The 15,436-nt window shown below is 66.3% G+C and carries 13 protein-coding genes; 9 read left to right on the plus strand and 4 right to left on the minus strand.

The features are described from left to right. Window positions 1-138 precede the first annotated feature (138 nt). The 3 genes from NGB94_RS08010 to NGB94_RS08020 form a co-directional block, all read right to left on the minus strand. Window positions 139-1,425: an ammonium transporter gene (locus NGB94_RS08010; protein WP_325790094.1), complete on the minus strand. Its 1,287-nt coding sequence runs from the start codon at window positions 1,423-1,425 to the stop codon at window positions 139-141. Window positions 1,426-1,654: 229 nt separating this feature from the next. Further along, window positions 1,655-2,245, minus strand: coding sequence for an HdeD family acid-resistance protein (locus NGB94_RS08015; RefSeq protein ID WP_325790095.1), 591 nt, complete (start codon window positions 2,243-2,245; stop codon window positions 1,655-1,657). Between the two features lie 122 nt (window positions 2,246-2,367). Continuing rightward, complete coding sequence (locus tag NGB94_RS08020; RefSeq protein ID WP_325790096.1) at window positions 2,368-3,045, minus strand: phosphoribosyltransferase; 678 nt, start codon at window positions 3,043-3,045, stop codon at window positions 2,368-2,370. 134 nt (window positions 3,046-3,179) lie between these two features. On the opposite strand from NGB94_RS08020, the gene NGB94_RS08025 reads away from it, so the two are divergent. The 6 genes from NGB94_RS08025 to NGB94_RS08050 all read left to right on the plus strand — a co-directional run bounded on the left by NGB94_RS08025 (window position 3,180) and on the right by NGB94_RS08050 (window position 11,234). After that, window positions 3,180-4,094: an SDR family NAD(P)-dependent oxidoreductase gene (locus tag NGB94_RS08025; protein ID WP_325790097.1), complete on the plus strand. Its 915-nt coding sequence runs from the start codon at window positions 3,180-3,182 to the stop codon at window positions 4,092-4,094. Continuing rightward, complete coding sequence (locus NGB94_RS08030) at window positions 4,091-5,416, plus strand: M20 family metallopeptidase (RefSeq protein WP_325790098.1); 1,326 nt, start codon at window positions 4,091-4,093, stop codon at window positions 5,414-5,416. The genes NGB94_RS08025 and NGB94_RS08030 overlap by 4 nt, the downstream gene beginning before the upstream one ends. A gap of 51 nt (window positions 5,417-5,467) precedes the next feature. Further along, on the plus strand, window positions 5,468-7,039 hold the full coding sequence (locus tag NGB94_RS08035; protein WP_325790099.1) for an AbgT family transporter: 1,572 nt from the start codon (window positions 5,468-5,470) through the stop codon (window positions 7,037-7,039). 39 nt (window positions 7,040-7,078) lie between these two features. After that, window positions 7,079-8,035, plus strand: a complete 957-nt coding sequence (locus tag NGB94_RS08040) for an alpha-L-glutamate ligase (protein ID WP_325790100.1) — start codon at window positions 7,079-7,081, stop codon at window positions 8,033-8,035. 107 nt (window positions 8,036-8,142) lie between these two features. Beyond that, complete coding sequence (locus tag NGB94_RS08045; RefSeq protein WP_325790101.1) at window positions 8,143-9,831, plus strand: long-chain-fatty-acid--CoA ligase; 1,689 nt, start codon at window positions 8,143-8,145, stop codon at window positions 9,829-9,831. Between the two features lie 338 nt (window positions 9,832-10,169). Then, window positions 10,170-11,234, plus strand: coding sequence for a YsnF/AvaK domain-containing protein (locus NGB94_RS08050; RefSeq protein WP_325790102.1), 1,065 nt, complete (start codon window positions 10,170-10,172; stop codon window positions 11,232-11,234). A gap of 94 nt (window positions 11,235-11,328) precedes the next feature. On the opposite strand, the gene NGB94_RS08055 is transcribed toward NGB94_RS08050, so the two are convergent. Next, the gene (locus NGB94_RS08055) at window positions 11,329-12,042 is read right to left on the minus strand and encodes a GntR family transcriptional regulator (protein WP_325790103.1); all 714 of its coding nucleotides are present in this window, start codon (window positions 12,040-12,042) and stop codon (window positions 11,329-11,331) included. Between the two features lie 102 nt (window positions 12,043-12,144). Between NGB94_RS08055 and NGB94_RS08060 the strand changes: the two genes are divergently transcribed. The 3 genes from NGB94_RS08060 to NGB94_RS08070 all read left to right on the plus strand — a co-directional run bounded on the left by NGB94_RS08060 (window position 12,145) and on the right by NGB94_RS08070 (window position 15,434). Next, window positions 12,145-13,476 (plus strand): extracellular solute-binding protein, encoded by a 1,332-nt coding sequence (locus tag NGB94_RS08060; protein ID WP_325790104.1) that lies wholly within the window; start codon window positions 12,145-12,147, stop codon window positions 13,474-13,476. A 69-nt stretch (window positions 13,477-13,545) separates the two neighbouring features. After that, the gene (locus tag NGB94_RS08065) at window positions 13,546-14,505 is read left to right on the plus strand and encodes a sugar ABC transporter permease (protein ID WP_325790105.1); all 960 of its coding nucleotides are present in this window, start codon (window positions 13,546-13,548) and stop codon (window positions 14,503-14,505) included. Between the two features lie 2 nt (window positions 14,506-14,507). Beyond that, the gene (locus NGB94_RS08070; RefSeq protein ID WP_325790106.1) at window positions 14,508-15,434 is read left to right on the plus strand and encodes a carbohydrate ABC transporter permease; all 927 of its coding nucleotides are present in this window, start codon (window positions 14,508-14,510) and stop codon (window positions 15,432-15,434) included. Window positions 15,435-15,436 lie beyond the last annotated feature (2 nt).

A 15,436-nucleotide genomic window follows, 5' to 3' on the forward strand; every position in this document is an offset into this window, starting at 1 on the left:
GAGTCCTTCCTGGGGTGTGTCCGGGCTCCCAGCTTCGCGGTTTCGGCAGCCAACTTCAACACGTGTCAGGGCAAGGGCTCGGGGCGCCAGTCCGGCGGCGCCCCGCAGAAACGGGACGCCGCCGGCAGTACGTGTCCGCTACGGCCGGACGGGAGCGCCCAGCTCGGCAGGCTCCTCATCGGTGAGGTAGGCCGATTCCGAATGCGCGGCCAGGTCTATGCCCTTGACCTCGTGTTCCTCCGGAACCCGCAGGCCCATCATCAGGTCCAGGACCTTTGCGATCGCCCACGTGAGCACGAACGAGTAAGCCAGCACGGCAACCGTTGCCACGGCCTGGATCCCCAGCAGGGACCAGCCGCCGCCGTAGAACACCCCGCTTACGCCGTTGGGCGCGGCTGCGGTGGCGAAGAACCCGATCAGCAGGGTGCCGATCACGCCGCCCACCAGGTGAACGCCAACCACGTCGAGGGAATCGTCATAGCCGAGCCGGAACTTCAGCTCGATCGCCAGGGAACAGACCAGACCGGCAATCGCTCCGATGGCCACCGCTCCCAGCGGGCTGACGGCCCCGCACGCCGGGGTGATGGCCACCAGGCCCGAAATGAGTCCGGAGGCAGCCCCCAGGGTTGAGGAACGTCCCAGCCGCAGCCGTTCCATCAGTGCCCAGCCGAGCAGCCCGGCAGCGGCTGCCACTGCGGTGTTGAGGAATACGACGGCGGCGGTATGCCCGGCGCTGAGCGCGGACCCTGCATTGAAGCCGTACCAGCCCACCCAGAGCAGGCTTGCGCCCAGGATGACCAGCGGACGGTTGTGCGGCTGGGTGATGACGTGCGGCCAGCCCCGGCTGCGGCCCAGGACGAGTGCCAGGGCCAGGGCAGCCACTCCGGCGTTCATATGGACGGCGGTGCCGCCGGCAAAGTCGATGGCACCGAGACTGTTGGCGATCCAGCCGCCGGTAACGCTGCCGTCCTCACTGCTGAACGCGAAGACCCAGTGGGCCACGGGGAAGTAGACCAGGGCTGCCCACAGTCCCGCGAAGACCATCCAGGCACCGAACTTCATCCGGCCGGCGGCAGCTCCGGCGACCAGCGCCGTCGTGACGCAGGCAAACATAAGCTGGAACGCCGCGAACAGGGCAGCGGGGAGGGCGGCGGACGGGTCGTCGGTCAGCAGGCTCTCCAGTCCCAGGAACTCCAGCGGATTGCCCAGTACGCCCAGCGGGGTCAGGGAATTGCCGAAGGCTGCGGAATAGCCGAACAGCACCCACAGCACGGCCACCAGGCTCGCGCTGCCAAAACACATCATCATCATGTTGAGGATCCGGCGGGATCCAACCATGCCGCCGTAGAAGAAGGCGATGCCGGGAATCATCAGGCAGACCAGCGCCGAGCTGGCCAGCAGCCAGGCGGTATTTCCTGAATCCATGAGCGGCTCCAATCCGGGTGCGTACCGGCCAGTGGTGGCCGGTGCGGGATCTGTACTTTAAGGAGACCGAGACTGGGGATGCAGCCGGAGGCCGCACCGCTGTCCTTAGCGTAGGAGCCGCTGTGTTACAGCCGGCAGCGCCGGCAGGTTAGGGCTGTGTTAACAGCTGCTGGGAGTGCGCTGGGCACTGCCTGAAACCGCAGGTGAAAGCCGCAGTGCCGCTCGGGGATCAGGCCGTGCGGACACTGCCCCGGCCAAAGGTGATGGCACGGACCAGCTGCACGACGCCGAGCACCACCAGGAAGATTCCGCCAAAGATCACCAGCGCCGCCAGGGACTCGACCGGCAGGAACAGCACCACTACTCCGGCGACAATGCTCAGGATGCCGAAGGTGATGGCGTACCAGCGGGAACCGCCGGATTCAGTTTCTGCGAGCGCCATGATGCCCTCGATGATCCAGGCGATGCCGACCAGCATGCCAAGCACGGCCAGCGAGGAGAGCGGGTTGCGGATCGCGACGATGCCCACGATGAACAGCAGCAGCCCCACGATGATGCTCAGCACCCGCAGGCCCGGAGTCAGCGGCGCAGCGATTCCGCTGACCACCCTCAGCGCACCGGAAATCAGGAAATACAGGCCAAAGAAGAACGCAATGACCGACAGCGTGGCCCCTGGCCAGAACAGCACCAGCAGGCCAAGGATCAGGGACACCGCGCCCACTACGCCGAAACCCGTCCGCACTGCTGAGATGGTCCGGGCAGAAAGCTCGCTGGTATCCAGGCCGAGTCCTCCCCAGCCGTAGAAAGCACCGTTGGTCATGGACATTGCTAGCCTCCCGAGCTCTCGGAATTCCCGTCCCCAAGCCCTTCGGATTATCCTCCGGGCCGCCGGCGCAAACCAGCAGGAGCCGGTGCTTTTGGCCACGGCAGGGACGGAAAGGGTCACCCAAGGCCCAGCAGCCGGCGGACTTCGTCCTCGCTGGTCTGCCCGAACCGGCGGTAGGCCGATCCCACCGCCGGCAGGCCGCTGTCCGGCCACGGGATGACGACGTCGTCCGCCGCCGCGGTGAGCGCCTCCACCGGACCGCAGGACATGGGGGCCGCTGCCACCAGCCAGCCCGGCTCCAGGCTGCGTACCGCGGAGAGGGCTGCGCGCATGGTCGCGCCCGTGGCGATTCCGTCGTCCACCACTATTACCGTGCGGCCCGCAATGGCCTGCGCCCCGCGGTTCCCGCGGAAGATCCGGGTGCGGCGCTGCAGTTCTTCCCGCTCAGCAGCCAGGACGGCATCCAGGCTGCCCGGGCCGCGGGGACCGGCGGAGGACAGCCAGGACCGCACGATGCCCTCGTTCCAGACCTCCGCTGAGGCGCCGCCGGCTTCTGCCACTGCCCCCGCCGCCAGTTCCGGCTGGCGGGGATGGCCCACCTTGCGGACCAGCACCACGTCCAGGGCGGCGTCCAGGGCACGAGCGGTTTCCGCCGCCACCGGAACGCCCCCGCGCGGAAGGCCCAGGACCAGCAGGCCGGACCGGCCGCGGTAGCCCTCCAGCGCGCCTGCCAGCACCCGTCCGGCGTCGGCCCGGTCGGCGTAGGGAAACGGATGGCTGGCCTGCTGGGCCATGGCACTCCTGGATTCAAGGGAATATGCGGGAACGGTGCCGGGTCCTTCCACCGTAAGAGTGCCCGGGCAGGCAGGCAACGCCGCGCCGAATGCGCACGTTGCCAAACCCATTGCGGGCGTAGCAGGCTGTCCCAATGACTGAAACGGCAGTAATCACCGGAGCGACGGCCGGTCTGGGCGCTGAATTTGCCCGCGCCCTGGCAGAACGGGGCTACAACGTTGTCCTCACCGCGCGGGACGAAGAACGGCTCCAGGCCAAGGCCAGGGAGCTCTCGTCCCGCTACCACGTTGAAGCATCCGTGATCCCTGCGGATCTCTCAACGAAGGACGGTGTGGACAAGGTGGCGGCCAGGGTGGGCCAGCCCGACGTCGCCGTCCTGGTCAATAACGCCGGATACGGGCTGAAGAACGATTTCCACGCCAACCCGGCCCAGACCGAGATCGACCACCTGGCCGTACTTGTCCAGGCGCCGCTGCTGCTCAGCCACGCGGCCGTGAACTCAATGCTGGAACGCGGCGGCGGCCGGATCATCAACGTCGCCTCCGTCGCCGGCTTCATCCCGCGCGGAACCTACAGTGCTGCCAAGGCATGGGTCATCAACTTCAGCCGCTGGGCCAACCTGCACTACGCGGGGCGCGGAGTTTCCGTCACCGCCGTCTGCCCGGGGTTCGTGCACACGGAGTTCCACCAGCGGATGCAGATGGACAAGACGCTCTACCCGAAGTGGATGTGGCTGGACGCAGACCGGGTGGTCCGCGAAGGGCTCGCGGATGCCTTTGCCGGCAAGGGAGTCTCGGTCCCGTCCAAGCGGTACAAACTGCTGGCCGCGGTGGGAAGCCGGGGGCCGCAGGGGCTCATTGCCAGGATCGGCGGCCGGGGGCGGCAAACCCCACCCCGGATCCGGCACCTCCCCGCTGAACCGGCTGAACCGGCTGAACCGAACCGGCCGAATCCTAAACTGCCCGGGCGCTCACCGGAACCCCCGTTCCGGGAGATGCCGGTGGCTGCTGCCGTCCCTGCGGGAACAGTCATAGGGTGGCGGGCATGACTGATCCAACCCAGCCAAGCACCGTGTACCTGGACTACCTGGATAAGGAGACGCAGTTCCGCAGCGGGCAGATCCAGCACGAAGAATCTCCGTTCGCCGGAGCCCCGGCAGCGCTCACCGAAGCTGTCCTGGCGCGGGTGGACACGCTGGCCCCGGAACTGGCCGGCCTCGCCGCGCAGCTGCACCAGGACCCGGAAACCGCCTACCAGGAACACCGCAGCGCCCGCCGTGTGGCGGACCTGCTGGAACGCCACGGGATCGCCGCCGAGGTGGGGGTCCATGGTCTGGACACCGCGGTCAGGGCGCAGGCCGGATCCGGTTCCCCGGTGGTGGCCGTCATGGGGGAGTACGACGCCCTCCCGGGCATCGGCCATGCCTGCGGGCACAACGTCATTGCCGCCGCCGGGGCGGGAGCTTTCCTGGCTCTGGCGGAAACCCTGCGGGAGGACCACGGTGCCTTCCCCGGCACCGTGGTTTTCCTGGGCACCCCGGCAGAGGAAGGTTATTCCGGCAAGGAAGTCATGATCCAAAACGGCGCCCTGGACGGGGTGGATGCTGCGATGATGGTGCACCCGCTGGGAACCGATGTGGTGGACCAGGTCTGGCTGGGACGCCGGGTGCTTACCGTGAAGTTCAGCGGGGTGGCAGCGCACGCGTCCGCCCAGCCGTTCATGGGCCGCAACGCGCTCGACGCCGCCACCCTCGCCTACCAGGGGGTCGGCCTGCTGCGCCAGCAGATGCCGCCATCGGACCGCATCCACGCCGTCATCACCGATGGCGGCGAGCGGCCCAGCATCATTCCGGAATTCGCGGAAATGAAGTTCTATGCCCGCTCCAAATACCCCGAAACGCTGCGGGAGCTCAGCGGCCGGATCGAGGACATCGTCCGCGGGGCGGCGCTCATGACCGGCACCGGAGTGGACATCCAATGGGACGAGGAACCGCCGTCGCTGCCCGTGCGCTCCAGCCGTTCCCTGACCGGCCGCTGGCTCTCCGCGCAGCGCCGCCGCGGACGGGATCCGCTGCCGGCGGGAGTGGTCTCGGAAACGCTGGCAGCATCGACGGACTTCGGCAACGTCAGCTACCGGGTGCCCGGAATCCATCCCCTGATCGCCATCTCAGCCCCGGACGTTGCCCTGCACACGCGGGAGTTTGCCGCGGCAGCCGGGTCGCCGGCAGCTGCGAAGGGTGCGGCGGACGGCGCGGCCGGCCTGGCACTGACAGCCCTGGACTACCTTTGCGACCCGGAACTGCAGCGCGCAGCCGCCCGGGAGTTCGCCGAAGCCGGCGGGCCCGTGGATGTCGCCGGCTACTTCGACTGACCCCCACGTCCCAGACCCGCCTTAGGACCCGCACAACCCGAAGGACGCTCCATGAACGCTGCCCCCGCCGCCACCCGTTCCTCCCTCACCGACCGGCTGCTGGCCGGTGTGGAACGGGTGGGAAACCGGCTGCCTGATCCGTTCATCCTCTTCCTGCTGCTGGTCGGCATCGTCGCTGTTGCTTCCACGGCCATGGCCTGGGCGAACGTGAGCGTCACCGTGCCCGGCAGCGATGAGGCCACCCGCATCCGCGGGCTGTTTACCGCTGAGGGGATGAGCTGGCTGACCACCACGCTGGGAGAGAACTATCTTGGGTTCCCGCCCCTGGCCACGGTGCTGCCGATCCTGCTTGCGGTCGGCGTCGCGGAGAAGTCCGGGCTGCTCGCGGCCCTGATCCGGCGGGCCTTCGGCGCAGCCCCGCGCTGGGCGCTGCCCTACGCCGTCGGACTGGTGGGCGTGGCCGGATCCATCATGGCGGACGCAGCCTTCGTGGTGATTCCGCCGCTGGCCGCACTGGTTTTCAAGGCGGCCGGAAGGCACCCGGTGGCCGGGCTGCTGGGCGGCTTCGCTGCCGCAGGTGCCGGGTATTCAACCTCCATGCTGGTTACCTCCCTGGACGCTCTTTTCGCGGGGATTACGACGGCGGTGACCGGTTCGCTGCCCAACCCCGGTGCACCGGTCAATCCGCTCTCCAACTACTTCTTCAACGTTGCCTCCTCGGCGGTGCTCATCCTTGCCGCCGGGTTCCTGATCGACAAGGTCCTGGAACCGCGGCTGGTGAAGCAGTCCGTGCCCCGCAGCGAGACTGAGGACGAGGACGCCGGAGATGCTGCCCCGGAGGTCCTGGACCCGAACCTGACCGGCGTGGAAAGGCGCGGCCTGCGCAGGGCCCTGGTGCTGGGCGCCCTGGTGGCGGCAGTGATTGCCGCGGCCGCGCTGGTTCCGAACTCGCCGTGGCGCAATGAGGAGGGCGGGTTCCTGCCCTCCTCGCCCCTGCTGTCTTCGATCGTCTTTATCGTGTTCGTAATGTTCGTGATCCCCGGCCTGGTGTACGGGCGGATCACCGGAACCATGCCGCGGGCCAAGGACATTCCCCGGGTGATGGGCCAGTCCATCAAGGAAATGAGCGGTTTCCTTGTCCTGGCCTTCGTGCTGGGCCAGTTCATTGCGCTGTTCAACTGGTCCGGGATCGGCAACTGGATCGCCGTCGCCGGCGCTTCCGGACTGGAATCCATCGGCCTCACCGGCTACCCGGCCATCCTGGCCTTTATTGTGCTGGCGTCGCTGCTGAACCTGTTCATCATCTCCGGTTCGGCAATGTGGACCCTAATGGCTGCGGTGTTCGTGCCGATGTTCGCGCTGCTGGGATACGAACCGGCCTTTGTGCAGGCAGCGTTCCGGGTGGGGGATTCGGCGACCCAGGTCCTTACCCCGCTGAACCCGTACATGATCGTGCTGCTGACCATGCTGCGCCGGTATGAACCTTCCGCCGGGCTGGGAACAGTCATCTCGCGCATGCTCCCCTTCACGGTGGTTTTCTGGATCGCGTGGGTAGCGGTGCTGACCGTCTTTTATGTCTTCAACCTGCCCCTCGGCCCCGGCAACGGCATCTTTATCCAGTAGGCTTCCCCTCACGCTCCAACGCTGTTGAAAGGTCTCACCATGGCTCTGCCCGTATACGCCCTGCATGAGAATCCCGAGTGGTTCCCGCCCTTTGCCAGGGCTTTCGAGGCCGAAGGCGTCGAGGTGCACGAATGGCTGCTGACGGACGGCGTGCTGGACCTGGATGCAGCACCGCCGGAAGGTATCTTCTGGTCCCGGATCAGCGCCTCGTCCCACACCCGCGGGCACAGTCTCTCCAAGGACTATGCCCGGGCCGTCCTGGCCTGGCTGGAAGCCCACGGCCGCCGTACCGTCAACGGCCGGCGGGTGCTGGAACTTGAAATGAGCAAAGTGGACCAGCTCACCGCCCTGCGCGCAGCCGGCATCGCGACGCCCCGCACCGTGGCGGCGATTGGCCGCAGCCAGATCCTCGCCGCCGCCAAGGAATTCCCGGTGCCGCTCATCCTCAAGCACAACCAGGGCGGCAAGGGGCTGGGAGTGCGCAGGTTCGAATCCCACGGAGAGCTGGCGGACTACGTCGCCTCCGACGAGTTCGAAGAGCCGCAGGACGGCATCACCCTGGTGCAGGAATTCATCCAGGCGGCTGAACCGTCCATCAGCCGGGTGGAGCTGGTGGGCGGAAAGTTCGTCTATGCCATCCGCGCGGACACTGCCCGCGGCGGCTTCCAGCTCTGCCCCGCGGACGCCTGCGCCATCGATCCGGCCACCGGCGCTCCCATCATGCCGCCCGGAGCATCCATTGCACCGGACCCGGACACCCAGCTGTTCAGCCTCCGCGAAGGCTTCAGCCACCCGATCATTGCCCAGTACGAAGAGTTTGCCCGCCGGATGAACCTTGAGGTCTGCGGCATCGAGTTCATCGAGGCCGCCGACGGACGCGTCCTCACCTATGACGTGAACACCAACACCAACTACAACGCAGTGGTCGACGCCGCTGCCCCGGTCTCCGCGCCGCGGCAGCTCGCACGGTACCTGGGCGGGCTGGCAGCGGAGTAAACGGCCCGGCAAGTCAGTCAGGAAGACATGGCAGTTCCCGGTGCTTTCCCCGCCTATGCGGTGACTGGAATATAGTCGAAAAGTACCGAAACTAAGGAGCTCCTTCCATGACCGCTGCCCAGGAACCGCTGTGGGTAAAGCACTACCAGCCCGGCGTGCCGGCAGAAATTGAACTGCCCACCGAATCCCTGACTGCCATGGTGGAAGACGCCGTGGCCCGGTTCGGGCCCAAGGTGGCGTTGGAGTTCTTCGGTGCCGAAACCACCTACTCGCAGCTCGGCGACCAGATCAACCGGGCCGCTGAGGGGCTGCGCAAGCTGGGCGTGAAGAAGGGGCACCGGGTGGCCATCATCCTGCCCAACTGCCCGCAGTACCTCATTGCGTTCTACGCGGTGCTGCGCCTTGGCGGCGTCGTCGTCGGCCACAACCCGCTATACACCGAACGCGAGCTGCGCCACCAGTTCGAAAACCACGGTGCACAGGTAGCCATTGTCTGGGACAAGGCAGTCGAAAAGATCCAGGACTTCCCGGACGACCTCGCCGTGCCCTCCATCATTTCCGTGGACATCACCAAGGCCATGCCCCGCCTGAAGCGCATTGGCCTGCGCCTGCCGATCCCCTCGATCCGCCGCACCCGTGCCGGGCTGACCACCAAGACCGAGAACACCATCCCCTGGGAAAAGCTGCTCGCCAACGATCCGATCGATCCGCTGCACCCGAAGCCGTCGGTAACGGACCTCGCGGCCCTGCAGTACACCTCCGGCACTACCGGGGTGCCCAAGGGCGCCATGCTTACGCACTACAACCTGCGCTCGAACGCACTGCAGGGCCAGGCCTGGATGCACGGCGCCAAGGAAGGCGAGGAAGTCATCTACGGCGTGCTGCCGATGTTCCACGCCTTCGGCCTGACGCTCTACCTGACGTTCGCCATGCTTACGGGCTCCCGCCTGGTGCTCTTCCCGAAGTTCGATGTGGATCTTGTCCTGGACGCCGCGAAGAAGTCCAGGCCCACCGTGTTCTGCGCTGTGCCGCCGATCTACGAGAAGGTGGCCATGGAATCGAAGAAGCGGGGGATCGACATCTCCACGATCCGCTTCGCCATTTCCGGTGCGATGACTCTCTCCGCCAAGACCGTGGAGATCTGGGAGGAAGTTTCCGGCGGCCTGCTGGTGGAAGGCTACGGGCTGACCGAATCCTCTCCGGTGGCACTGGGCAATCCGTTCGCTGAGACCCGCCGGAACGGAACCATCGGCGTGCCGTTCCCCAGCACCCGGATGCGGGTCGCGGATCCGGACGACCTCTCCCGCGATGTTCCGCAGGGCGAACCGGGCGAGCTGCTGATCAGCGGGCCGCAGGTGTTCTCCGGTTACTGGAACAACCCGGAGGAAACCGAAGAGATCCTCACCGAGGACGGCTGGCTGCGCACCGGGGACATCGTCACCGTGGACGAGGACGGCTTCGTGAAGGTGGTGGACCGGCGCAAGGAGCTGATCATCACCGGCGGCTTCAACGTGTCCCCGTCTGAGGTTGAGGAAGTCCTCCGGAGCAACCAGGGCGTTGCCGACGTCGCCGTGGTGGGCCTGCCCCGCGGTGCCGGCGGCGAGCAGGTGGTTGCCGCCGTCGTTATGCAGCCGGATACCGAACTGGACGAGCAGGCGCTGCGGGCCTTCTGCCGCGAGCGGCTCACGCCGTACAAGGTTCCCCGCCGGATCGTCGCAATCGAGGAGCTGCCCAAGTCCATGCTGGGCAAGGTCCTGCGCAAGCAGGTCCGTGAGTCGCTGCAGGAATCGCTCTAGCCTCCTCCTTCCCACCAGTTCCGGTCCGTTTTCCCATGCCGGAGCCTTGTTCAGCGCTCCTTCGCGCCCGCATCCGGACGTACCCGGTTTCCTATTGACGAGCCTGCATGCAGGCAGTGGAATAATAAGTAGGCTTGGCAATTCAGGCCCGGCCGGAGAAATGGCCATAGAAACCGGGACCGGTGCCGCCGCAACGGCGCCGCCGCGGGCGGTGAGCCGCCCGGTCCGGTGGTCGAGGTGCTGCAGGCGGAAGCGGCTCGATCGGATCCCGGCTCAAGGGAATCGTGATCGCTGTGCCGGACCCCCGGCACAGATTCGCTGCCGAAGGAGAAAACACGATGATCAGCAATGAGCAAGTCGAAGGACTCATGGCCGCTTCGGGAAATGTACTTGGTCCCAACGGCGACAAAATCGGATCCGTGGGAACGTTTTATCTCGATGACCAGACCAACGAACCGGCCTGGGTCACCGTGAATACCGGGTTGTTTGGCACCAATGAGACGTTTGTTCCGCTCAGTGAGGCCACCGTGGAAGGCGTCGACGTCCTGGTGCCTTATTCCAAGGATGAGGTGAAGAACGCCCCGCAGATTGACAGCGACGGCTCGATCAGTGCCGAAGAGGAAGTCACGCTTTACCGCTACTACGGCTTCACCTACGACGACGGAACCTCCGACGCCGATTCGCTGAACGCTGATGCGGGCACGGACACCCTCATCGAGTCCGATACCGAGACCATTTCCGGCGCCGGTGGCGGGCGCTCCGGCCTGATTGATGACACGCAATCCGGATCGGGCTCCGGAAGCGGAGCAGGCTCGGGCTCGGGATCCGGTCTGGGATCAGGCTCGGGTATGGGTTCCGGGACCGGTCAGCCGGGCACCACCGGTCTTTCGGACAGTTCCGGCTCCGGCATCGATGACGCCATGACGCGTTCAGAGGAACAGCTCGACGTCGGTACCGAGAGCCGCGAGACAGGACGGGCCCGGCTGCGGAAGTACACGGTGACGGAAACTGTCACCACGCAGGTACCCGTCAGTCATGAAGAAGTTGTGGTTGAGCGGGAGCCGATCACAGACGCCAACCGTGACGCTGCCATGCGGGGCCCGGAACTGCGCGAGGACGAATACGAAGTCACGCTGCATGCCGAGGAGCCCGTCGTGCACAAGCACACCGAGCCGGTGGAACGGGTGCGGCTGGACACTGAAACGGTCACCGGAACCGAAAGCGTCTCCGACGAGGTGCGCAAGGAGAAAATCGACACCGAGGTGGAGGATGCATCCGGCCGTTCCATGTCTACCGGAGCTGAAGGAGGCACGGGATCTGAACACGGCTCAGGCCACTCCGATTCCGGACACCACGGCTCCGGCCACGACGATTCGGGCTCTGGGTCCGGCAGCTCGCGCTGACAGCCGGAGCTCTTCGCATCCGTTGGGAATCCGGACCCCCGCAGTCTCCGGGCCTGCGGGGGTCCGGTGTGTCCGGTGGCTGTGTCTTGGGTGATCAGTCCCGGTGACGGCGGGCCTGGAACCGGAACCGGTCTCCTCGGAACGCCGAGCAGGTCCACTCCGCGGGCCGCTCCCCGGCGAGGCCCAGACGATGGATAACCAGCAGCGGGAAGCCCATTTCAAGGCCAAGCAGCCGCACCTCATCCGGTCCCGCCAGGCGCGTCTGCACGGTGTCCTCCGCATCGGTGATGCGCACGCCGTAGCTCTCCTGCAGCGCGGCATAGAGCGAACCCGAGCGGTCCAGCGCCTCGGCCAGACCCGGCAGCTCTCCCGGCAGGAAGGCAGTCTCATGGGCCAGCGGCTCCTCATTGATGAGCCGGATGCGCTCCACGCGTGTCAGCGGAGAGCCCGGTTCCACCTGGAGACGCAGCGCAGCCTCACCCTCCGCGGGGACAGCCGAAATGCCAAGCAGCCGGCTGGAGCTGCGCAGCCCCTGGGCCGCGGCATCCTCGGAGAAGGAAGTCAGCTGGCGCACATAGGTGGGCCGGTTGTGTGCCACAAACGTGCCGTGCCCCTGGATCCTGTCCAGCACACCCTCGGCAACCAGTTCCGCGATCGCCTGCCGCACGGTAGTCCGGGACGTTCCGTGACTTGCGGCCAAGGCCCGTTCCGTGGGTAGAAGGGTGCCCGGCTCCCCCTCGGCGGCGAGGGCACGAAGCTGCTCCTTCAGTACGTAGTACTTCGGCGCGGGATGGGATTGTGACGTCACGGCTTCAGCATAGCGATTGACTCTGAAATTGGTCTAGGCCAAACTGAACGACATCGACAGCCCACTTGCATCTGGCATGGGGAACCTACGGGAAGGGCGGAAATGCGTTCAATGAGGAAGGCCCGGCTGCGCGCCGGATCGATGGGGGCCGCCGGCGTAGCGCTGGCACTGGCCCTGACGGCATGCGGAGGAAACGGTGGCGCCGGCAACGAAGCTGACGGCACTCTTAAGGTCTGGGCCCACTCCGGCCAGGCCTCCGAAGCCGAAGCACTGCAGGGCCTGGTGGATCAGTTCAATGATGCCAATGAGGACATCACGGTTGAACTGACGCTGGTGCCCGAAGCCGACTACACCAGCACCATCCAGGCCACCAAGGTCGAGGACCTGCCGGACATCATGGAGATGGACGCCCCCACCATGGCTTCCTTTGTCTATGACCGCAAACTGGTCCCGCTCGAGGGGATCGTCTCCGACGAGGTCTTGGATAACCGGATCGGCGGCGTGAAGGAAAGCGGCACCTACAACGGTGAGACGTACGCCGTTGGCATGTTCGACGTCGGGCTTGGGCTCTGGGGCAATGCCTCCCTGCTCGAGGCAGCCGGCCTTGAAGCTCCGGCCACGGCCGAGGACGCCTGGACCGTCGAGGAATTCCGGGCCAACCTGGCAAAGCTCGCCGAAGTCAGCCCGTCCGGCAACGCCATTGACCTGGGCGAGGCGAACTCCTTCGCCGCCGAATGGGGCCTGTTCACCACCAGCCCCAATCTGTGGTCTGCCGGCGGCACGCTCATGAAGGACGGCAAGGCGGACGGTGTCCTCAACTCCGCGGAGAACGTCGAAGCCCTGACCGAATGGACTTCATGGAAGGAATACACCGACCCGAACACCAGCGGTACGGCGTTCCAGGAGGGGCAGGTCGCCCTGACCTGGACCGGTAACTGGATGTACCCGGGCTTCAGCGAGGCACTGGGCGAGGACCTGGTCCTGATGCCCCTGCCCGACTTCGGCAACGGCACCAAGGCTGGCCACGGCTCCTGGCAATGGGGCGCCACCCCGGCCGCTGAAGGCAATGAGGAAGCAGCCGGAACCTTCCTGGACTTTCTGATGTCGGATGAGTCCATCACCGCGATGACCGCGGCCAACGCCGCGATCCCGGGCAGCACCTCAGCCCTGGAAACCAGCGAACTCTACGGGGAGGGCAAGCCGCTGGCCCTCTTTGCCGACAACCTCGCCGCCGCCTGCGGTTCCGAGGATGTCACCGCCGAGTGCATCGCCGTCGCCCGTCCCGTCACGCCGGGTTACCCGACCGTGACGAGCTCCGTGGGCAGCGCCCTGCTTGCGATCTGGGGCGGTGCGGACGTGAAGGATGAACTGGACAAGGCCGCCCGCGCCATCGACTCCGACTTCACCGACAACAACGGCTACGAAGACGAATAATTCCTGCTGAGGCGGGGCCGGGCGCAGTCTGTGCCCGGCCCCGCCTCGACCGGGATGGAGGAACACGCCATGACCACCACGTCACTGCTGCCGCCCAGGAGCGGCAGGCCGCCGGCACCTGCACGCCCGGCCCGGCACCGCGGCACTGCGGGGCCTGCCATGGCTGCACCGGCCATGCTGCTGCTCATCCTGTTCGTGGCGGTGCCCTTCGTGGCCGCCATAGGCTTCTCGCTGTACAACGTCCGGCTGGGGGATCCGCGCGACCCCACCTTCATGGGGCTCACCCAGTACGCCCGCATCCTCACCGATCCGGATGTTTCTGCCCAGTTCCTCAGTTCCCTGGGCCACAACCTGATCTTCGCCGTGATCGTGGTTCCCGTGCAGACCGCCCTGGCACTCGCGCTGGCGATGCTGGTTAAGCGAGCACTGCCGGGGATGGGAATCTTCCGCGCGGTGTACTTTCTTCCGGTGATCTTCCCGATGGCACTGGTTGCCATCATCTGGCGGCTGATTCTGGCCCGCGGCGACCAGGGGCTGCTCAACGCCACCCTGGACTTCTTCTCCGGCGGCAACTTCGGTGCCCAGGACTGGCTCGGATCGGAACTGACGGCCCTGGCATCAGTGATTGTGCTGTCAATCTGGCAGGGCTGCGGTTTCCAGATGGTGATTCTGCTGGCCGCCCTGCAGCAGGTTCCCGGTGAGCTGTACGAGGCCGCTGAACTGGACCGTGCCAACGGCTGGCAGCGGCTGCTGCACGTAACCCTGCCCGGCATCCGCACCACCCTCGTTTTCGTGGCGCTCTACACGACCATCCTCTCGCTTCGTGTCTTCGACCAGATCTACGTGCTGGCCAAATCCGGCGGCGGGCTCAATGAGGACGCCACGCGCACGGTGATGTACCAGGCCGTCACCGCAGCTTTCGACCAGAACAACATTGGCCGGGCCAGCGCCATCTCGGTGGTCTTCTTCATCCTGGTGCTGATCCTGTCCCTGATCCAGCGCCGGCTCACGCGCGAACGGGAGGCCTAGGCATGGCAACCACAACCACAACCCAGCACAGCGGCCCCCAGGGCAGTGCCGCTCCAGCCGCAACCCGGGGAAAACCCGCGCTGCGCCGAAGCAGCCCGCGGCACCGCGCCGGCATCACTGCGCACTACTTCGCGCTGGTCATCACCAGCCTCGTGTTTTTGGCCCCGGTGGCCTACATGGTCGCGGCGTCCTTCGCGCCGGCGTCGGATACCCTGGCAGGCTTCAAGGTCTTCGACGTCACGCAGTGGGGACTGCACAACTATTCGGGCGTCACTGCCAGCCTGTCCTCGGACAGCACCGGGCACCTCTGGCGGTTTTTCCTGGTTTCCTTCACGGTGACCGTTGCCGTCGTCGGGCTGGGGCTGGTGGTCAACTCGATGGCCGCGTTTGCGCTGTCCCGACTGGAATGGAAGGGGCGGGGGATTGCCCTGCTGGGCATCCTGATGCTGCTTATCGTGCCCTTCGAGGCCGTCGCTGTGCCGATGTTCTACCTGTACAACGATGCGCGGAACACTCTTTGGATCCAGATCGTCCCGTTCATCGGCAACGCGCTCTCGATCTTCCTGTTCTACTCGTTCTTCTCCGGCATCCCGCGCAGCATCGACGAAGCAGCCCGCCTGGACGGTGCCGGACCCTGGCGCATCTTCACCCAGATCATCGCGCCGATTAGCAAGCCGGTGTACGCATCGGTGGCGATCCTGACCTTCCTGACCCAGTGGGGCGCGTTCCTGTGGCCTGTGCTGATGGTTTCCGAACCCAACCTGCGCCCGCTGCCGCTGCAGATCAGCGTGTTCGCCGGCCAGCTGCCCCCGGCCTGGGGACAGGTCATGGCTTTCGGTGTGCTGCTGGTGCTGCCCGTGCTGGTGGTCTTCCTGGTCTTCCAGCGCTGGTTCATCGAAGGCGTCGCCTCCTCCGCGGTGAAGGGATAGGA

It is taken from the genome of Arthrobacter koreensis (assembly GCF_035792275.1).
GTDB lineage: Bacteria > Actinomycetota > Actinomycetes > Actinomycetales > Micrococcaceae > Arthrobacter_B > Arthrobacter_B koreensis_A.